Raw genomic sequence first — 19,776 nt, 5'->3', positions numbered from 1 at the left:
CTCCAGGCTTTAAAGTAAGGTTCACGTCAACAGCTTCGCATCGTACAACGCAGAAAGACACCCATTCATGGCATTCATCTACTACATCACCCAGGTCCAGTTTGAATTTGGCGCCATCAAACTGCTCAAGCAGGAGTGCGAACGTGTCGGCATCACGCGGCCCCTCATCGTGACCGACCCGGGCGTCAAGGCGGCGGGCATCCTGCAAAAAGCGCTGGACGCCCTGCCCGGCCTGACGGTAGCAGTGTTTGACCAGACGCCCTCCAACCCGACGGAAGCCGCAGTGCTTGCGGCGGCCGAGCTTTACAAGACCAGCGGCTGCGATGGTCTGATCGCCGTCGGTGGCGGCTCGGCGATTGACTGCGCCAAAGGCGTGGCGATTGCGGCCACACACGAAGGCCCGCTCACCGGTTACGCCACCATCGAAGGCGGCTCGTCCAAAATCACCGAACGCGTCGCCCCGCTGATCGCCGTGCCCACCACCAGCGGCACCGGCAGCGAGGTGGCACGCGGCGCCATCATCATCGTCGGCGACCACCGCAAGCTCGGCTTTCACTCCTGGCACCTGGTGCCGAAAACCGCGATTTGCGACCCCGAACTGACGCTCGGCCTTCCCGCCCGCCTGACCGCCGCCACCGGCATGGATGCGATTGCGCACTGCATGGAAACCTTCATGTCGGCGGCCTTCAACCCGCCGGCCGACGGCATCGCGCTGGACGGCCTGGAGCGCGGCTGGGCGCACATCGAGCGCGCCACACGCGACGGCAGCGACCGCGAGGCGCGCCTGAACATGATGAGCGCGTCGATGCAGGGCGCCATGGCCTTCCAGAAGGGCCTGGGCTGCGTGCATTCGCTGAGCCACAGCCTGGGCGGCGTGGACCCGCGCCTGCACCACGGCTCGCTCAATGCGGTGTTTCTGCCGGCCGTGGTGCGCTTCAATGCCGGCGCCGAATCAATGCAGAAGGAAATGCGCCTGGCGCGCATGGCCCGCGTCATGGGCTTGTCATCGGGCATCGAGATTCCCGATGCCCTCAAGGCCATGAATTTGCGCCTCGGACTGGCGGGCGGCCTGGCTGAAATGGGCGTGCGGCGCGAGCAGTTCGGCCAGATCATCAAAGGCGCACTGGCCGACCATTGCCACCAGACCAATCCGCGCCTGGCCAGCGTGCAGGACTACGAGGCGATGCTGGAAGATTCGATGTAGTCCGAAGGCGCCTTCGCGCAAGGCGTGGTTTTCCCGGTTACTCCCGCCGGGCAGATGGGCTGATGATCGAACACCCAGCCCCGCGAAAGCCCGCATGCACAGCCATTTCAACGAATCCAGCCCCGCCGGCGTCCGGCGCAACAAGGTCGTCAGCGCGGCCGACGCGGTCCGCCTGATCCACGACGGCGACACCGTGGCCACCGGTGGCTTCGTCGGCATCGGCTTTGCCGAAACCATTGCCGTGGCGCTGGAGCAGCGCTTCCTCGACACACAAGCCGAAACCGGATGCGGCGCGCCGCGCAAGCTGACGCTGGTGTACGCCGCCGGCCAGGGCGATGGCGGGACGCGCGGTCTCAACCACCTTGGCCATGCCGGCATGATCAAGCGCGTCGTCGGCGGCCACTGGGGGCTGGTGCCGGCGCTGCAGAAACTCGCGGTTGACAACCTGATCGAAGCCTACAACCTGCCGCAAGGCGTGATCACCCACCTGTTTCGCGACATTGCCGCCGGCAAGCCTGGCACCCTCACCCACGTCGGGCTCGATACCTTCGTCGATCCGCGCTGGGGCGGCGGCAAGATCAACGCCTGCACCACCGAGGACCTGGTGCGGCTGATGGACATTGACGGCCGAGAATACCTTTTCTACAAGGCCTTTCCGATATCGGTCGGCATCATCCGCGCCACCACCGCCGATCCCGACGGCAACCTGAGCATGGAGCGCGAGGCGCTGACGCTGGAAGCACTGGCGATTGCCATGGCGGCGCGCAATTCCGGCGGCATCGTGATTGCCCAGGTCGAGCGCATCGCCGAGCGCGGCACGCTGCATCCGCGCAGCGTCAAGGTGCCCGGCGTGCTGGTCGATGCCGTGGTGCTGGCCACCGATCCATCGCACCACATGCAGACGTTTTCCGAGGCCTACAACGCCGCCTATTCCGGTGAAATACGCGTGCCGATGGATTCGCTGCCGGCCATGGTGCTGAACGAACGCAAGGTGATGGCCCGGCGCGCCGCACTGGAACTGCGCGCCAACCACGTGGTCAATCTGGGCATCGGCATGCCCGAAGGCGTGGCCAGCGTGGCCGCCGAAGAACGTGTCATCGACCTGGTCACCCTGACGGCCGAGCCCGGCGTGATTGGCGGCATTCCGGCCAGCGGCCTGAGCTTTGGCGCTGCCGTCAATGCCCAGGCGGTGATTGACCAGCCCAGCCAGTTCGACTTCTACGACGGCGGCGGGCTCGACATCGCGGTGCTGGGCCTGGCGCAGGCCGACGCCGAAGGCAACCTCAACGTCAGCCGTTTCGGCCCCCGGCTGGCGGGTGCGGGCGGCTTCATCAACATCAGCCAGAATGCCGGCACCGTCGTGTTCGTGGGCACCTTCACGGCTGGCGACCTGGACGTTCGCGTGCAGGAAGGGCGGCTGCAGATCCACCGCGAAGGCACGATGCGCAAGTTTGTTCAACACGTAGAGCACCGGACCTTCAGCGGCCGCGAGGCCTGCAGGCGAGGCCAGCGTGTGCTCTACGTGACCGAGCGCTGCGTGTTCGAACTGAAGGCTGATGGAGGCCAGGGCCGGCTGGAACTGATCGAGATCGCGCCGGGCGTCAACCTGGAGCGCGACGTGCTGGGGCAGATGGATTTCATGCCGGCCATCAGCCCGCAGCTCAAGCTGATGGATGCGGCGCTGTTCCTGAACGAGCCCATCGGACTGCGCCACCGGCTGCTGGCCACGCCGCTGGCGCAACGCTTCGAGCTGGACCGCGCACACGGCATGCTGTTCATCAACTTTGAAGGTCTGGCCGTGGACAGCATTTCGGACATCGAGGCGATCGAACAGCAACTCGCCGCCCTGCTGGCGCCGCTGGAACCGCTGGGCGAGCGCGTGGCGGCGGTGGTCAATTACGACAGCTTCAGCATCCTGCCCCGGCTGATCGACGACTACTCGGCCATGGTCCAGCGCCTGAGCACGCGTTACTACAGCCGCGTGACGCGCTACGGCACGGGCGGGTTTCTGAAGGCCAGGCTGGAGGCGCTGAAACCGCAGGCTGGTTGAGCCCGCCCGTGGCGGTGGCCGGGCCATCATGCCAAAAAAGAAAAACCGGCATCCGGGCCTGACCCGGCTTCCAACGGGTGCCGCATCTCCGGTTGCAGGCATGCACCAAACACCATCACTGGCAAACACTGCATGCAAAAAATCAGCAATTTTGCTAACAAATTAATAGCTGCAATCGCATATGCAGCCTGCGCAAAAACCATTTTTCATGCCAAAAAGTCGTTTTTCAGAGCGAACGCATGCCAGTCCCCTGATCTGAGCGCTATGGTGTCCGGTTCCAGCCCGCAATGACAGAAAAACCGGAACGCTATTTTTTCAGCCCCGCCAGCTTGCTGAACGCCGATTGCATCGCCGTCGATGCCGGTTGCGGCGTAGCCTGGCGAGAACCGCCGCGTTGCTGAATGCCGGGCCGGGCGCTTTCAAAGCGGTTGTCGCGCGGGGCGTCGCGACGCACTGGCGCAGCGTCCAGCTTCATGGTCAGGGCGATGCGCTTGCGCGCCACATCGACCTCGGTGACGCGCACCTTGACGATGTCGCCGGTCTTGACGACTTCACGCGCGTCGGTCACGAACTTGTTGGCCAGCTGGCTGACATGCACCAGGCCGTCCTGATGCACGCCAATGTCGATGAAGGCGCCAAAGGCCGCCACGTTGCTGACGGTACCTTCCAGCAGCATGCCTTCCTTCAAGTCCTTGATGTCTTCCACGCCGTCGTTGAAACGTGCCACCTTGAAGTCAGGGCGCGGATCGCGGGCCGGTTTTTCGAGCTCGGCCAGGATGTCTTTCACCGTGATGACGCCAAATTTCTCGTTGGCAAACAGCTCGGGTTTCAGCGTCTTGAGCATTTCGGCGCGGCCCATCAGTTCGGCCACCGGCTTGCCGGTGTACGCCATGATTTTCTCGACCACGGAATAGGTTTCCGGATGCACGCCGGTCATGTCCAGCGGATTGGTGCTCTTGTGCAGGCGCAAGAAACCCGCGCTCTGCTCGAAGGTCTTGGCGCCCAGCCCCGTCACCTTGAGCAGATCGGAGCGGCTGGCAAAAGCGCCATTCGCATCGCGCCAGCGCACCACCGACTTGGCCACCGTCTGGCTCAGACCCGACACGCGCGCCAGCAGCGGCACGCTGGCCGTGTTCAGGTCCACGCCGACACTGTTCACGCAGTCCTCGACCACCGCGCTCAGGCTGCGCGCCAGGTCGCTCTGGTTCACGTCGTGCTGGTACTGGCCGACGCCAATCGATTTCGGATCGATCTTCACCAGCTCGGCCAGCGGGTCCTGCAGGCGCCGCGCAATGCTGGCCGCGCCGCGCAGGCTCACATCGACATCGGGCATTTCCTGGCTGGCGAATTCGCTGGCCGAATAGACCGACGCACCGGCTTCGCTGACCACTACCTTTTCGATAGCTGCTAGCGCTTGTCCAGCATGCGCAAGCACCTGTTTTTCCATGATTTTCATCAAATCGCCAGCCAGCTTGTCGGTTTCGCGGCTGGCCGTGCCGTTGCCAATGGCGATCAGGTTCACGCCATGCTTTTCGCACAGCTTCGCCAGCGTGTGCAGCGAGCCGTCCCAGTCCTTGCGCGGCTCATGCGGAAACACCGTCGCGGTTTCGACCAGCTTGCCGGTCGCATCGACCACCGCCACCTTCACGCCGGTGCGAATGCCAGGGTCCAGCCCCATCACCACGCGCGGGCCGGCAGGTGCGGCCAGCAGCAAATCGCGCAGGTTGTCGGCAAACACCTTGATGGCGACCTTCTCGGCGTCTTCACGCAGGCGGGTGAACAGGTCGCGCTCCAGCGACAAACTGAGCTTGACGCGCCAGGTCCAGGCGACGCACTTGCGCAGCAGGTCATCAGCTGGCCGCGCCTTGTGGCTCCAGCCCAGGTGCAGGGCAATCTTGCCTTCGGCAATGCTCGGCTGCCCGGCTTCGGGTGGCACAGGCAACACCAGCTTGGCATCCAGGATTTCCAGCCCCCGGCCGCGGAACACGGCCAGCGCGCGGTGCGAGGGTACACGCCCGATCGGTTCGTCGTAGTCAAAGTAATCGCGGAACTTGGCGGTGTCGGCATGGTGTTCGTCCTTGCCGCTGACCAGCTTGGACGACAACAGGCCTTCGCTCCAGAGCCACTGGCGCAGCGACTGCACCAGGAGCGCGTCTTCGGCCCAGCGCTCGCTCAGGATGTCGCGTACGCCGTCGAGCACCGCCTGCACGGTGGTGAAGTCGTCGCCGCTTTCGTTCTTTTCGGCCATCACGAAGGCCAGCGCTTCTTCCAGGGGATGGAGCGACGGGTCGGCAAACAGCCGTTCGGCCAGCGGCTCGATCCCGGCTTCGCGCGCCATCTGGCCTTTGGTGCGGCGTCGGGTCTTGTAGGGCAGGTAGAGGTCTTCCAGGTCCTGCTTGGTGGCGGTTGCCTCGATCAACGCGTGCAGCGCGGGTGTCAGCTTGCCCTGCTCGTCAATGTTTCTCAAGACCGTTTCACGGCGCTCTTGCAGCTCGCGCAGGTAAGACAGCCGGTGTTCGAGTTCGCGCAGCTGGATGTCGTCCAGCCCCCCGGTGGCCTCCTTGCGGTAGCGTGCAATGAAGGGCACCGTGGCCCCGCCGTCGAGCAGTTCCACGGCGGTCTTGATCTGGTGTTCATGGACCCTGATTTCGGCCGCAATCTGGCGAATGATTTTCTGCATGTGGTCTCTGGTTGAGGTTTTTCTGCCTGCCGCCAGCGGCGGGCTCCCGTGCCTGCTGACGCCAAAGGGCGGAATTGTCCCACAGTCAAAACCGGCTTGCGCATCGATAATCCCGGCAAGCGTCCGCGCCTTCATACCAATCAAAAAGGGAGTTCTCCATGCGTTTTCGCACCATTCTTCTGGTCGTCGCCATCTTGCTGCTGGCCGGCTTCGTGGCCTTGAACGTGGATGTCTTCACCCAGCCCAATCCCTTGAGCCTGGGCTTCACCACCATCAATGTGCCCCTTGGACTGGTGATGCTGGCGCTGCTGGTGGCCACCGTGATCATCTTCCTGGGCAGCACCATCTTCATGCAGAGCCGGCACGTGCTTGAAGCGCGTACCCATACCCGCGAACTCAATGCCCAGCGCGAACTGGCCGACAAGGCCGAAAGCTCGCGCTTTACCGAACTGCGCTCCTACCTGGAAGCGCAGGTGGTGGCAGAGCAGCAGCGCGAGACAGCGCTGGGAACGGTGCTGGCCGACCGTTTTGCCCAGCAGCAGCAAGTCCTGCTGGCGCGCATGGAGCAGATGGACAACACCCTGGCCGCCTACATGGGTGAACTCGAACAGCGCCTGGCGCAGCGCGCTGCAACCGTCACCCCCACCCTCCCGCACGACAGCAACACCACCTTCAGATAAGCTCCGGCCATGCAAGACATGGCTGAAGCAGTTTGATCGCCCTCCTCCAACGGATCCTCAAAGGCATCCTGTTTGCGCCGCTTGCACTGTTCCTGCTGTTCGAGGAATGGGGCTGGGAACCCCTGGCCGCATGCTTTGCTGCGCTGGGCCGGTTGCCGGTCTGGCGGCAGATCGAGCGGCTGATCATTCGCCTGCCGCCGTGGGCGGCCTTGCTGGCGTTTGGCATCCCGGTACTTTTACTCATTCCGGTCAAGCTGCTGGCGCTGTTCCTGCTGGGCAAGGGTCACCTTGGCGTTGGGCTGGGCCTGGTGGTTTCGGCAAAAATTGCAGGCACCGCACTGGCTGCCCGCCTGTTCCAGCTGACCGAACCGGCCCTCATGCAACTGGGCTGGTTCGCCCGCGCCTACCCGCCGTGGAAAGCATGGAAGGACCGGATGCTGAGGCAGGTCCGCGTTTCATGGCCCTGGCGCCTGGGACGGCGGATGAAGCACAGGACGAAAGCCGTGCTGGTCCGGTTCTGCAGCGCTCTCAGGCAGGAAAAACCCGGCAAGCACAAATAGGCCACGGTTTTTATATCATAAAAAAATGATAGCAATAAACCAACGCTGATAGTACGCAAATGCCGTTAATGACTTGAAAAAATCGATGCCGACAGGCGAGTGCAGCGCCTACATCGGCATTGGCACCGATTGCAGGCGCTGCTGGCGCGAGAAAAAGGTCCACAACAGCAGCGTGGCATCCGGACCTTCGGGCGTGCTGTAGTCCAGGCGGCCGTCACCGCCGCTCCACGCATGGCCCAGCAGGTCAATCTCGCATTTCACCAGCATCGGCTTTCGGCCGGCGTAATAGGTCGCCGTCTTGTAGGCATGGCGCGGGCTTCGGCCGCTGCGGCGCCCGGCATAGCTGCGCACCACCGGTTCGGCGCTGGTGATCCAGGGGGCGTCGATGATGGAAAACTGGGCGCTCAGGTGGTCCACATTCACACGGCGCACCACCGAATCGCTCTTGCCCTGGATCAGCATGACCGGCATGCCGGGAAACTGCAGTTTGCTGTCGGTGAACTCGCGCACCGCCTCCTTGTGATGCACGCCGGCGCCCTGCTGCATCGCCTGGAAACCGCTCATGGGCGAGTCACTGGTGCCAAAGACCGGCGCCGAATGCAGACCGGCGGCGGCAATAAGCTGCGGATGGCGCAAGGCCAGGATGGCCGCCAGGCCGGCGCCCGCAGACATGCCTGCAACATAGGTGCGCGTCGTGTCCAGCCGGTTCCGGACGCGCACCTGCTTGATCATTTCGGCGATCAGCGCGACATCGCCATGGCCTTGCTGGGTGGCGCGCCGGTACCAGTGCCAGCAGCGGTTCGCGTCGGCGGCGGCCGACTGCTGCGGATACAGCACCGCGAAGCCCTTGCGTTCGGCCAGCTGGTTCATGCGGGTGGAAGCGGCAAAATCGGTCGCGGTCTGCTTGCAGCCGTGCAGCATGACAACCAGCGGGAGCGGCGCCTTGGCAACACCGGACGGCAGGTAAAGCCAGTACATCATCCGGCGTGCCGGGGCCAGCCCCGTGCCCGGCAGGCTGAAGAAGGATTTCTTCCAGCTTCCAGGCAGTGCCGGCAGCAGCGTCGCCGCAGGCCCGGCGGGAGGAGCAGCCGCCTTGCGGCGCGGCTTGGCGGCTTTTACCACCGGAGGCTTCACCGGCTTCAGCGCCTTGACGGTTTTCAGGGTGGTGGTGCGAAGGGTCTTGGCAACTTTGGCGGGCTTGATGCTTTTGGCCAATGGTGTGCGGGCCGGCGTCGTCAACAGATTTTTGAAGAGTTTGCGGCCCTGCGCCTGCTGTGCCTTGCCAACGAGGCGCAGGTTCTTGAGCCAGAGGCTGGTCAGACTTTTTGTCATGGGGACTTTGGCTTTGTGGTGTTTTCAGGGGTCTGGAATGGGGCCGATGCCGCAAACGCCATGCGCGGGTCATGATTCCCAACCGCTCCCCGTATTTTGCTGCAATGCAGCATAATTTTTTGTAAGCTCTTTTCCCCAAAAACAAGGCTTGGCGTTAAAAACCCGGGTGGCGGGATAATTGGCCTACCGGGGCACGACAGCGCCCACCCTTTTTTCGCCTGGATTACCCCCATGATCACGCCCGACTTCCTGACCGCCGCCCTGTATAAATTTGTCGAACTGCCTGACTTTGACGCGCTGCAGGCTCCGCTGCTGGCCTGCTGCGAAGCGCAGGGCGTCAAGGGTACGCTGCTGCTGGCGCCGGAAGGCATCAACGGCACGATTTCCGGAACCACTCAGGGAGTGCATGCGGTGCTGGGCTTCCTGCGTGGCGACCCGCGCCTGGCCACGCTGGAACACAAGGAAGCGCATGCCGCGCAGATGCCGTTCTACCGCATGAAGGTGCGGCTGAAAAAGGAGATCGTCACGCTGGGCGTGCCGGATGTGCACCCCGCGCTGATGGCCGGCCAGTACGTCAAACCGCAGGACTGGGACGAACTGCTCGCCGATCCAGCGCTGGTACTGGTCGATACCCGCAATGACTACGAAGTCGCCATCGGCACTTTTAAGGGCGCCATCAACCCGGCCACGCACAGCTTTTCGGAGCTGCCCGCCTGGGTCGAAAGGGAAATGGCCGATGGCGGCGCGCTGGCGCCGGTCGATGGCAAGAAGCCCCGGGTGGCCATGTTCTGCACCGGCGGCATCCGCTGCGAAAAGTCCACCGCCTTCATGCGGGCGCAGGGTTTTGAAGAGGTCTATCACCTGGAAGGCGGCATCCTCAAGTACCTTGAAACCATGCCCGAGGCGAAAAGCAAGTGGCAAGGCGAATGCTTCGTGTTCGACGAGCGCGTCTCGGTCGGCCACGGGCTGCAGCCGGGCGACTTCACGCTGTGCCGGTCCTGCCGCGACCCGCTGAGCGCTGCAGACCGCCAATCGCCGCTGTATGAACGTGGGGTGAGTTGCGCGCACTGCCATGACCGCACCACCGACGCGCAAAAGCACGGCTACCGTGAACGCCAGCGCCAGGTCGAACTGGCCGCCGCGCGCCATCAAGCGCACATAGGCGTGCGGCAACCGGGTAGCGAATGACATGGACATGGCATCGGCCCTGCCCCCTTTTTCCCAATCGCTTCAGCCCCTGCCGGTGCTGTATTCCTTTCGCCGCTGCCCCTATGCGATGCGGGCACGGCTGGCCATCGCGGCCAGCGACCTGCGGTGCGAATTGCGTGAAGTCGTGCTGCGCAGCAAACCGGCCGACCTGCTGGCTGCATCCTCCAAGGCGACGGTGCCGGTGCTGGTGTTGCCCGACGGCCAGGTGATCGAGCAGAGCCTGGAGATCATGCACTGGGCGCTGGCGCAGAACGACCCATACGACTGGCTCGCGGCGGGTCGCGAAACGCTGCCGTCGATGCAGGCGCTGATCGCGTTCAACGACGGCGAGTTCAAGCAGCACCTGGACCGCTACAAGTACCCCAACCGCTACCGGCACGAGCACGCAAGCGACGAGCAGGCCTTTGCCCAGGCGCACCAGGCCGACGCGGGCAGTTGGCTAATGGAGCTTGAAACCCGTTTGAGCCATCACGCCTGGCTGTTTGGCGATACGGCGAGCCTGGCCGACATGGCCATCCTGCCGTTTGTCCGCCAGTTTGCACACACTGACCGGGCGTGGTTTGATGCCCAGCCGTGGCCGCACCTGAAGGCGTGGCTACGGGATTGGGAGACCGGGCCGCTGTTTCAGCAGGTCATGGAAAAATATCCGCCGTGGCAGCCGGGCGAGCCGGGCATTGCGTTGGGATGGCTGGCTGACCCGACGACTGGCTTGACACCCTAAAACTTAAGACATTCAGGCCATTTGCGCATATCCCACCGGCGTATTCAGCTATTTATTCAATAGCAACTACAGGTTTTCTAGAGTTCCGGCGCAATTGACTCGGCATAGTCATACAAGGCGCCCAGAATCGCCTCTGCCCGCTCGTCGGCGGTTTCGGCCAGGGCGTCAATTTCTTCAAACAGCGCATCGACATTGCGCGCACCGCCCTCGCCTTCGAGCAGTCGCGCGGCCCGGTGCGCTTCCCAGCGCTCAGAATCTTCCGGACTAAGGGTTTGCGGAAAATTGCGGGCGCGGTAGCGAAACACCAGTTCAGGCAAGCGCTCGTCGTCAAACCCCATCCGGCTGTGCGCCAGTTCATCGGCTGACAGTTCACGCAACTGGTTCAGCCTGAGGCGGTCCTCGTTGCCAATGAAGCCGCCATACAGGTTTTCATCGACATCGGGTGTGTCCGATGCCGGATGCCGGAACACCTCGGACCAGAGCGCGCTCATGTCGGGCAGGCCGGCGGCGATTTCGGCATGGCGCAGCGCCTTTTCCTTGTCCACTCCCCAGCGCGCGGCCATGGTGGACGTCAATGTCTGTAGATTACGTACGACCATGGGTGACTTGTTCAGGTGCACCGACTTGATCGGCAGACGCAGCACACCTTCGGGCAGGTCGGCTGATTTGCTGAACAGCCGCAGGCGCAGCGTCGCCACGTCGAGCAGCGACAACTCGCTCGGGTCGTACGCCAGGTCCCAGGCCAGCACTTCGTTCTTGTTCGACGGATGGGTGGCCAGCGGAAACATGATGGCCAGACAACCTCGTTCAGAGGAAAACATGCCCGAGACATGCAAGAAAGGCCTGGACATTTGCGCCGTCGCCGGCAGACCCAGTTCGGCTAGTACCCGGGCCTTCTTGTGCAGCCCCAGGCAAAAGTCGAACAGTTTGGGCTGCGCCGTGCGGATCAGCCGGCCCAAGGCAATCGTGGCGCGCACATCCGACAGCGCATCGTGGGCGGTCTCATGCATCAGGCCATTGGCCCGCGCCAGGTCTTCGAGCCTGAAGCTGGGCTTGCCATCGTCCTTCAGCGGCCACTGAATGCCGTCGGGACGCAGCGCATAGGCCATGCGCACCACGTCAAGCAAGTCCCAGCGGCCGCAGTCGTTCTGCCATTCTCTAGCATACGGGTCGATCAGGTTGCGCCAGAACAGGTGGCGCGTCACCTCGTCGTCAAACCGGATGGTGTTGTAGCCCACGCCAATCGTGCCGGGCAGCGCCAGCGCCTGCTCGATCTGCGCGGCGAAGGCGTGCTCGGGCACACCCTGCGCCAGGCAATGCTGCGGTGTGATGCCGGTCAGGACGCAGGACGCCGGGTCCGGCAGGTAGTCGTTGGCCGGCTGGCAGTAGACCATCAGGGGCTCGCCGATTTCATTGAGTTCGGCATCGGTGCGAATGCCGGCAAACTGCGCCGGCCGGTCGCGCCGCGGATTCAGGCCAAAGGTTTCGTAGTCATGCCAGAGAAAGGTGTGGGAATCCATGGGCTGGTTTTTTCCAAGATTTTTAATCAAATAGGCCTTTTCCGCAGGTAACACGGGCGCTGGCAGCTACTTTTTTGGTAGCGCCATGAAAAAAGGCCGATAGCAAGATGCTACCGGCCTTTTTGAGCCTGCCAGCCGGTTCAGGGCTGGTTTCAGGCGATCAACTTGCTTCTGCCGCTTCCGACTCGGGCTTGGCGCGGCCTTCGCGCTTGGGCAGGGGCTGGATGTCCAGCTCGACTTCGCCGGTTTCCACGCCTTTTTCGTCGGTCGTGACCTTCATGTCCACGGTCAGACGACCGCCATCGGTCAAACGGCCAAACAGCAACTCGTCGGCCAGCGCACGGCGGATCGTGTCCTGGATCAGCCGCTGCATCGGACGCGCACCCATTAGCGGATCGAAACCCTTTTTGCCCAGGTACTTGCGCAGCGTGTCGGTGAACGTGACCTCGACCTTCTTCTCGGCCAGCTGGGTTTCAAGCTGCAGCAGGAACTTGTCGACCACACGCAGGATGACCACTTCGTCGAGCGCCTTGAAACTCACCACCGCATCAAGGCGGTTGCGAAACTCGGGCGTGAACAGGCGTTTGATGTCAGCCATCTCATCGCCGGCTTCGCGCGGATTCGTGAAGCCGATGGTCGCCTTGTTCATGGTCTCGGCGCCCGCATTGGTCGTCATGACGATGATCACGTTGCGGAAATCGGCCTTGCGCCCGTTGTTGTCCGTCAGCGTGCCGTGGTCCATGACCTGCAGCAGCACATTGAAGATGTCCGGGTGCGCCTTTTCGATTTCGTCGAGCAGCAGCACGCAATGCGGCTTCTTGGTCACGGCTTCGGTCAGAAGGCCGCCCTGGTCGAAGCCGACATAGCCCGGAGGCGCGCCAATCAGCCGGCTCACGGCATGGCGCTCCATGTACTCGGACATGTCGAAACGGATCAGCTCGATGCCCATGATGTAGGCCAGTTGCTTGGCCGCTTCGGTCTTGCCGACACCCGTGGGGCCGGAAAACAGGAAGGAGCCAATCGGCTTGTCGTCCTTGCCCAGACCTGAACGCGCCATCTTGACAGCCGAGGCCAGCACGTCGAGTGCCTTGTCCTGGCCAAACACCACGCTTTTAAGATCGCGTTCCAGCGTCTTGAGCTTGCCGCGGTCATCGTTGGAAACGTTGGCGGGCGGGATGCGGGCGATCTTGGCCACGATCTCTTCCACCTCGGTCTTGGTGATGGTTTTCTTGCGCTTGTTGGCCGGCAGGATGCGCTGGGCCGCGCCCGCTTCGTCGATCACGTCAATCGCCTTGTCTGGCAAATGGCGGTCGTTGATGTACTTGGCGCTGAGCTCGGCCGCCGCCTGGAGGGCCGCCAAAGCATATTTGACGCCGTGGTGTTCTTCAAAGCGAGACTTCAGCCCCTTGAGGATATCGACGGTTTCCTGCACCGTCGGCTCGACCACATCAACCTTCTGGAAGCGCCGCGACAGGGCCGCGTCTTTCTCGAAAATGCCACGGTATTCGGTGAAGGTAGTCGCGCCAATGCACTTGAGCTGACCCGAACTGAGGGCTGGCTTGAGCAGATTGGACGCATCCAGCGTGCCGCCCGAAGCCGCACCGGCACCGATCAGCGTGTGGATTTCGTCAATGAACAAAATACCGTTGGGCTTGTCCTTGAGTGACTTGAGCACGCCCTTGAGGCGTTGTTCAAAGTCGCCCCGGTACTTGGTACCGGCCAGCAATGCACCCATGTCGAGCGAATAGACCTGCGCCTCGGCCAGGATTTCGGGCACGTCCTTTTGCGTGATGCGCCAGGCCAGCCCCTCGGCAATTGCCGTCTTCCCCACGCCGGCCTCGCCCACCAGCAGAGGGTTGTTCTTGCGTCGGCGGCACAGGATCTGGATCACGCGCTCGACTTCGTAGTGGCGGCCAATCAGCGGATCGATCTTGCCTTCCTTGGCGAGCTGGTTGAGGTTGACGGTGTACTGCTCCAGCGGCGAAGCCTTTTCATTCTTCTCACCGGCTTCTTCATTTTCAGCAGCGCTTTCGCCGGTTTTGGTCGGCTCGGGCGGATCGCTTTTCTTGATGCCATGGGCAATGAAATTGACCACATCAAGGCGCGTGACGCCCTGCTGGTGCAGGTAGTACACCGCATGCGAGTCTTTTTCGCCAAAAATGGCGACAAGCACATTGGCACCGGTGACTTCCTTCTTGCCGCTTCCGGTGGACTGCACATGCATGATGGCGCGCTGGATCACGCGCTGGAAACCCAGCGTGGGCTGCGTATCGACATCGTCGGTGCCGGCAACCTGTGGCGTGTTGTCCTTGATGAAATTGGCAAGCGACTTGCGCAAATCATCCACATTGGCTGAGCAGGCGCGCAGCACTTCAGCGGCACTGGGGTTGTCCAGCAAGGCCAGCAGCAGGTGTTCGACGGTGATGAACTCGTGACGTTGCTGGCGAGCCTCGACAAAGGCCATGTGCAAGCTGACTTCTAATTCCTGGGCAATCATAGATTTTCCTTTCGGCTTGCTTGGGTAACTACTTTACTGGTCTATTCGACGCTTAAGGGGATATTGGCCGATTTTGCCGTTATTCAATGGGCTCGCTGACACATTGCAGCGGATGACCGTTTTTCCGGGAGGCTTCGGTCACCTGGTCCACCTTGGTGGCGGCGACGTCCCTGGAGAAAACCCCGCAGATTCCTTTTCCATCGAGGTGTATCTTGAGCATGATCTGGGTCGCCGTCTCGCGGTCCTTGTTGAAAAATTCCTGGATGACGACCACGACGAACTCCATGGGCGTGTAGTCGTCATTGAGCAACACCACCTGGTACATCTGTGGTGGTTTGGTTTTTTGCGGACGGCGCTCCAGCACCACCGAGTCTCCGCCGTTGACATCGGCAGGCTTGACGACCGCGGGACTTGGCGGCGGGGCCGGCGATTTGGGGGGTTTTGTTGCCATGGAAATCATTCTAGCCATCGGTACCGTTCATTGCATCAGGCAAATCAATTGGTGGTGCCCAGGCAAAGTTCAAGTCTGCAGCGGCGGATTCACCTCTGCAAGGTGTTTGCCTGGAATGAAAAAACCGCCACGGGATCGCTCCCGGGCGGTCTGCATTGTTTTTACGGGTAAATCCGCTCACATATGGTCGATCATGACCTGCCCAAAGCCCGAGCAGCTCACCTGCGTGGCGCCGTCCATCAGGCGGGCGAAGTCATAGGTGACTTTTTTGGAGGCAATCGAGTGCTCCATTGAACTGATGATGAGGTCAGCCGCCTCCAGCCAGCCCATGTGGCGCAGCATCATTTCGGCCGACAGGATCAGGGAACCGGGGTTGACGTAATCCTTTCCGGCGTATTTTGGCGCGGTGCCATGGGTGGCTTCGAACATGGCGATGGTGTCGCTGAGGTTGGCCCCGGGCGCAATGCCGATGCCGCCAACCTGGGCTGCAAGGGCATCGGAAATGTAGTCGCCGTTCAGGTTAAGCGTGGCAATCACGCTGTACTCGGCCGGGCGCAGCAGGATTTGCTGAAGGAATGCGTCGGCGATCACGTCCTTGATGACGATGTCCTTGCCGGTTTTTGGATTCTTGAACTGGCACCATGGGCCGCCGTCGATCAGTTCAGCGCCGAATTCCTTCTGCGCCAGGGCATAAGCCCAGTCGCGAAAGCCGCCTTCGGTGAACTTCATGATGTTGCCTTTGTGCACGATGGTCACGCTGGACTTGTCGTTGTCAATGGCGTACTGGATCGCCTTGCGCATCAGGCGCTCGGTGCCTTCGCTGGACACCGGCTTGATGCCAATGCCCGAAGTTTCAGGAAAGCGGATCTTTTTGACACCCAGTTCATCCTGCAGGAATTTGATGAGCTTTTTAGCCTTGTCGCTGCCTGATTCAAATTCAATGCCGGCGTAGATGTCTTCCGAATTTTCGCGAAAGATCACCATGTTGGTTTTTTGCGGCTCCTTGACCGGCGATGGCACGCCGGCAAAGTACTGAATGGGGCGCAGGCAGACATACAGGTCCAGTTCCTGGCGCATCGCCACGTTCAGGCTTCGAATGCCGCCGCCCACGGGCGTCGTCAGCGGTCCCTTGATGGACACCACATAGTCCTTCACGGCATGCAGCGTTTCTTCCGGCAGCCAGACGTCAGGTCCATAGACCTTGGTGGCTTTTTCACCGGCAAACACTTCCATCCACTGGATTTTTCGCTTGCCACCATAAGCCTTGGCAACTGCGGCATCGACCACTTTCAGCATGACCGGAGAAATATCGACACCCGTTCCGTCGCCCTCGATGAAGGGAATGATGGGCTCGTCAGGCACGTTCAGTGAATTGTCTGGGTTGACAGTGATTTTCTCGCCTTGGGCGGGCACCTTGATGTGCTGGTACATGTACTGAAGTCTCCGGTAAGCCTGGATGACGCACCTGATTGGCGCGTTGCTTCAGGGAATAAAGGTAAAGGCCGGTTAAATTTTAGTCCCAAAAATTTTTGCAACGATATTCTGGACGGCTGTCAACGCAATGAAAACTGCTTCGTTATGGGAAGGACTCCGAAAGGTTCGGGGTGTTTTCAAACGATAACTTGCCTTACCAATTTCTCAAGGAATTCCAGATGAACAAGATCCTCGCTGCCCTCGTTGCCACACTTTTTGCTGCAGGCGCCTATGCACAAGCGCCGGCTGCCGCGCCAGCGAAGCCCGCAATGCCGGCCGCTGCAGCAACGCCCGCAGTGGCCGCTACCCCGGCCATGCCGGCAGCCTCTGCTCCCATGGCAAAAGCCAAGCCAGCGGCCATGACCAAGGAAGAAAAAGCTGCTGCGAAAGCTGCTAAAAAAGAAAAAGCCGCTGCTGCCAAGAAGGCAAAAGCTGATGCCGCCATGGCGAAGAAAGAAGCCGCTGCCAAGAAAAGCTGAAAACCGGGGAAACAGTTTCCGGCTTCAGTCAAAATGCCCGCCTAGTGCGGGCTTTTTTAATGGCCGCTGTTTATGCTTATGAACAAACTTCCAGGGTGCGCGCGTATGGGGTTCAAGAACTGCTTTTCCAACAGACCTGCCAAGGCGTACCGTTTCATCGGTACGCTGGCGACGGCGACAATCCTGTTGCTGCCAGCATGGGCCGCTGCGCAACAGGCTCCGCAGCTGAATCTCCAGCGTGCCAAGATCAACGCCGGCATGTACGTGATTGACGCACAGGTAGCCCTGACACCGCAGGAGCGGCAGACCGGCTTGATGCTGCGCAAGGACATGCCGCAGCATGAGGGCATGCTTTTTGTGTTCGAACAGGCCGGTGAACAATGCTTCTGGATGAAAAACACGCTGCTTCCCCTGACCGCCGCCTTCGTGGCCGATGACGGCACCATTGTGAACACGGCGGACATGAAACCTGAAACCACCGACTCGCACTGTTCCGCCAAGCCGGTTCGCTACGTTCTGGAAATGAACAAGGGCTGGTTTGCCAAAAAGGGCATCAAATCGGGCAGCAAGTTGTCTGGCCCGATGTTTGAGGGTCCGCGCTGAACAGCATATAACCAGAACAGCAAAAAGCCGACTTTACGTCGGCTTTTTGATGGTTAAGCGAGGTTAATCGTCAGGGATTAAGTATCAGGAAAAATTGCTTTCAGCAAATTCCCAATTTACGAGGCTGGAGAGGTAAGTTTCGACAAACTTGGGGCGCTGGTTGCGGTAATCGATGTAATAGGCATGTTCCCATACGTCAACCGTCATCAGGGCCTTGTCGCCTGTGGTCAGCGGGGTACCGGCGGCGCCGGTATTGACGATGTCCACAGTGCCGTCAGCTTTCTTCACCAGCCACGTCCAGCCGGAGCCGAAATTGCCGACTGCAGACTTGACAAACGCTTCCTTGAACGCTGCGTAGGAGCCAAATTTCGCATTGATGGCTTCGGCCAGCGCACCGCCAGGCTCGCCGCCACCGGCGGGCTTCATGCAACTCCAGAAAAATGTGTGGTTCCATATCTGGGCAGCATTGTTGTACACGCCGCCGCTGGATTTCTTGACGATCTCTTCGAGCGTCATCGATTCGAACTCGGTGCCTTTTTGCAGGTTGTTGAGATTCGTGACGTAGGCGTTATGGTGCTTTCCATAATGGTACTCAAGGGTTTCCTGGCTGTACTCTGGAGCCAGTGCGTCCATGGCATACGGGAGCGGGGGGAGCGTGTGTTCCATATATTTCCTCGTGGGGTTGATGAGATGTCCAGCGACATGCAAAGGACATTGTAAAAACTAAATCAGCCGCCGTGTGGAGACCGTCAAATCGACCTGTCCATCGGCAAGGGTAGCGCGCACCGGCTGACCGGGATGGGTGGTTTTTACGCTGGTGATGGCGTGGCCTTCCAAGTCTGCTAGCCAGGCATAGCCGCGTTGAAGCACCAGATGCGGGTCCAGCATGTCAAGCCGCAACTGGGCGCGTTCCAGCCGATGCCGGCTGTTTATCAAGCGGGCGGCAAGTACCTTTGGCAAATCACTGCCCTGTGTTTCCAGCCTATGCTTTTCCTGACCCAAAGCCAGTTGCATGGCATGGCCCAGGCTTTGGGCAATACCGCCCAGCCTGCCATGCTGGCGCGTGATCAGATGTGACGGCTGGCTGGCGCGTGCAGCCGCTCGGTCCAGCCGCTGATTGGCCGCCTGCATCTGCCGGTCCACGCCGTTTTGCAGACGTGAAAAAAACTGTTCCAGTGCCACCAGCCAGGAGGTCTGCGGTTGGGCACACAACTCGGCTGCCGCCGTGGGTGTTGGCGCGCGCACATCGGCACAAAAATCTGCGATGGTGAAATCCGTTTCATGTCCGACACCGCAAACCACGGGCATGGGCGTGGCGATGATGGTACGGGCCAGCAACTCATCGTTGAACGCCCACAGATCCTCCATCGCGCCGCCGCCACGAACCAGCAGCAGCACATCGACCTGGTCTATTGCCTGCCGCTCGGCAGCCTTAAGCAATGCGCTGCGGAGTTCTCCGGCAGCTTGCAAGCCCTGTACGCTGGCCGGATAGATCACCACGGGAATGTGGGGCGCCCGGCGCTGCAGAGCCGTCACCACGTCATGCAGCGCGGCGGCACCCAGCGACGTCACCACACCGATGGCACGCGGCATGATTGGCAGCGGACGCTTTCGGGCACTGGAAAAAAGCCCTTCGGCGTCAAGTCTGGTCTTGAGTTGCAGAAACTGCTCGAACAGGCTGCCCTGACCGGCCTGCTGCATGGATTCGACAACCAGTTGCAGTTCGCCACGTGGCTCGTACACGCCCAGCCGTCCGCGCAATTCGACCAATTGCCCATCGCGCGGTGAAAAATCCAGCAGCCCCGCCGCTCGCCGAAACATGGCGCAGCGCACCTGCCCCTGATCGTCCTTGAGCGAAAAATAACAATGTCCGCTGGACGCCCGTGAAAAGCCGGACAGTTCGCCCTGCACCGCGACGGGATTGAACCGGTCTTCCAGACTTTCGGCGATGGCGCGCAGCAATGAGCCGACGGGCCAGATCCGGGAAGCGCCTGCAGACGAAGGTGCTTGTAGTCGTTCACGCGAAGAGTAAGCATCAACCACAGCGATCTCCAGAATATTTAAAAGTCAGTACTCCACACCGCCTAAAGGGGGCTGAATGCGGTTCAGGCATCCCTTGGATAGCCAGACAAATGGCGCAACCTGTTGATTTAAATAGAAAAAGTACTGCCTAAATTTTCACCGTTTTATCAGAACGACGGGCTGGTGCGGCTTTGAACCGGCTCAGCACAGACTTACCCACAAAGTTATCCACAGATTTTGTGCGTTAAATGATCAAATCCCGGCACGCACAACAATCAGTCTCAAGCCAGCAGTA

General features: G+C 61.2%; 17 protein-coding genes. 8 read left to right on the top strand and 9 right to left on the bottom strand.

Annotated elements, in window-relative coordinates; genetic code table 11:
- Positions 1-67 precede the first annotated feature (67 nt).
- Both GZ092_RS06285 and GZ092_RS06280 read left to right on the top strand, forming a co-directional pair.
- Positions 68-1,204: an iron-containing alcohol dehydrogenase gene (locus GZ092_RS06285; protein WP_293635421.1), complete on the top strand. Its 1,137-nt coding sequence runs from the start codon at positions 68-70 to the stop codon at positions 1,202-1,204.
- Between the two features lie 94 nt (positions 1,205-1,298).
- Positions 1,299-3,254 carry an acyl CoA:acetate/3-ketoacid CoA transferase gene (locus GZ092_RS06280; protein WP_293635419.1) on the top strand — a complete coding sequence of 652 codons (1,956 nt, stop codon included), beginning with the start codon at positions 1,299-1,301 and terminating at the stop codon, positions 3,252-3,254.
- A gap of 26 nt (positions 3,255-3,280) precedes the next feature.
- Here the strand turns inward: GZ092_RS06280 and GZ092_RS06275 are convergent, their stop codons facing one another.
- Both GZ092_RS06275 and GZ092_RS06270 read right to left on the bottom strand, forming a co-directional pair.
- Positions 3,281-3,457 (bottom strand): hypothetical protein, encoded by a 177-nt coding sequence (locus GZ092_RS06275; RefSeq protein ID WP_293635417.1) that lies wholly within the window; start codon positions 3,455-3,457, stop codon positions 3,281-3,283.
- 104 nt (positions 3,458-3,561) lie between these two features.
- Complete coding sequence (locus GZ092_RS06270) at positions 3,562-5,934, bottom strand: Tex family protein (RefSeq protein ID WP_293635415.1); 2,373 nt, start codon at positions 5,932-5,934, stop codon at positions 3,562-3,564.
- A gap of 158 nt (positions 5,935-6,092) precedes the next feature.
- Between GZ092_RS06270 and GZ092_RS06265 the strand changes: the two genes are divergently transcribed.
- Both GZ092_RS06265 and GZ092_RS06260 read left to right on the top strand, forming a co-directional pair.
- Positions 6,093-6,614 (top strand): LapA family protein, encoded by a 522-nt coding sequence (locus GZ092_RS06265; RefSeq protein ID WP_293635413.1) that lies wholly within the window; start codon positions 6,093-6,095, stop codon positions 6,612-6,614.
- A gap of 32 nt (positions 6,615-6,646) precedes the next feature.
- Complete coding sequence (locus tag GZ092_RS06260) at positions 6,647-7,174, top strand: hypothetical protein (protein WP_363254310.1); 528 nt, start codon at positions 6,647-6,649, stop codon at positions 7,172-7,174.
- 108 nt (positions 7,175-7,282) lie between these two features.
- On the opposite strand, the gene GZ092_RS06255 is transcribed toward GZ092_RS06260, so the two are convergent.
- A complete protein-coding gene (locus GZ092_RS06255; protein WP_293635411.1) occupies positions 7,283-8,506 on the bottom strand; it encodes a PHB depolymerase family esterase in 1,224 nt (407 codons plus the stop codon).
- Between the two features lie 231 nt (positions 8,507-8,737).
- Between GZ092_RS06255 and GZ092_RS06250 the strand changes: the two genes are divergently transcribed.
- Both GZ092_RS06250 and GZ092_RS06245 read left to right on the top strand, forming a co-directional pair.
- Positions 8,738-9,694, top strand: coding sequence for a rhodanese-related sulfurtransferase (locus tag GZ092_RS06250; protein WP_293635409.1), 957 nt, complete (start codon positions 8,738-8,740; stop codon positions 9,692-9,694).
- Between the two features lie 7 nt (positions 9,695-9,701).
- Positions 9,702-10,436, top strand: coding sequence for a glutathione S-transferase (locus GZ092_RS06245; RefSeq protein ID WP_293635407.1), 735 nt, complete (start codon positions 9,702-9,704; stop codon positions 10,434-10,436).
- Positions 10,437-10,513: 77 nt separating this feature from the next.
- Here the strand turns inward: GZ092_RS06245 and sbcB are convergent, their stop codons facing one another.
- The 4 genes from sbcB to icd all read right to left on the bottom strand — a co-directional run bounded on the left by sbcB (position 10,514) and on the right by icd (position 16,335).
- Complete coding sequence (gene sbcB / locus GZ092_RS06240; protein WP_293635405.1) at positions 10,514-11,956, bottom strand: exodeoxyribonuclease I; 1,443 nt, start codon at positions 11,954-11,956, stop codon at positions 10,514-10,516.
- Positions 11,957-12,116: 160 nt separating this feature from the next.
- Positions 12,117-14,453 carry an ATP-dependent Clp protease ATP-binding subunit ClpA gene (clpA, locus tag GZ092_RS06235; RefSeq protein WP_293635403.1) on the bottom strand — a complete coding sequence of 779 codons (2,337 nt, stop codon included), beginning with the start codon at positions 14,451-14,453 and terminating at the stop codon, positions 12,117-12,119.
- Positions 14,454-14,532: 79 nt separating this feature from the next.
- Positions 14,533-14,904, bottom strand: a complete 372-nt coding sequence (gene clpS / locus GZ092_RS06230; protein WP_293635401.1) for an ATP-dependent Clp protease adapter ClpS — start codon at positions 14,902-14,904, stop codon at positions 14,533-14,535.
- A 177-nt stretch (positions 14,905-15,081) separates the two neighbouring features.
- Positions 15,082-16,335 (bottom strand): NADP-dependent isocitrate dehydrogenase, encoded by a 1,254-nt coding sequence (gene icd, locus GZ092_RS06225; RefSeq protein ID WP_293635399.1) that lies wholly within the window; start codon positions 16,333-16,335, stop codon positions 15,082-15,084.
- 377 nt (positions 16,336-16,712) lie between these two features.
- On the opposite strand from icd, the gene GZ092_RS06220 reads away from it, so the two are divergent.
- Both GZ092_RS06220 and GZ092_RS06215 read left to right on the top strand, forming a co-directional pair.
- Positions 16,713-16,856: a hypothetical protein gene (locus GZ092_RS06220; RefSeq protein ID WP_293635397.1), complete on the top strand. Its 144-nt coding sequence runs from the start codon at positions 16,713-16,715 to the stop codon at positions 16,854-16,856.
- A gap of 105 nt (positions 16,857-16,961) precedes the next feature.
- Entirely contained in the window at positions 16,962-17,459 is a 498-nt protein-coding gene (locus tag GZ092_RS06215) for a DUF192 domain-containing protein (RefSeq protein ID WP_293635395.1), read from the top strand.
- 84 nt (positions 17,460-17,543) lie between these two features.
- Here GZ092_RS06215 and GZ092_RS06210 read toward each other — a convergent pair whose 3' ends face one another.
- Both GZ092_RS06210 and xseA read right to left on the bottom strand, forming a co-directional pair.
- Complete coding sequence (locus GZ092_RS06210) at positions 17,544-18,125, bottom strand: Fe-Mn family superoxide dismutase (protein WP_293635394.1); 582 nt, start codon at positions 18,123-18,125, stop codon at positions 17,544-17,546.
- A gap of 57 nt (positions 18,126-18,182) precedes the next feature.
- Positions 18,183-19,502 (bottom strand): exodeoxyribonuclease VII large subunit, encoded by a 1,320-nt coding sequence (gene xseA, locus GZ092_RS06205; RefSeq protein WP_293635393.1) that lies wholly within the window; start codon positions 19,500-19,502, stop codon positions 18,183-18,185.
- Between the last annotated feature and the right edge of the window lie 274 nt (positions 19,503-19,776).

This window comes from Polaromonas sp. (genome assembly GCF_010365105.1).
Lineage (GTDB): Bacteria > Pseudomonadota > Gammaproteobacteria > Burkholderiales > Burkholderiaceae_C > Polaromonas.
Note: the sequence above shows the minus strand (reverse complement) of the source record. Positions and strands in the feature narration are given on the sequence as shown.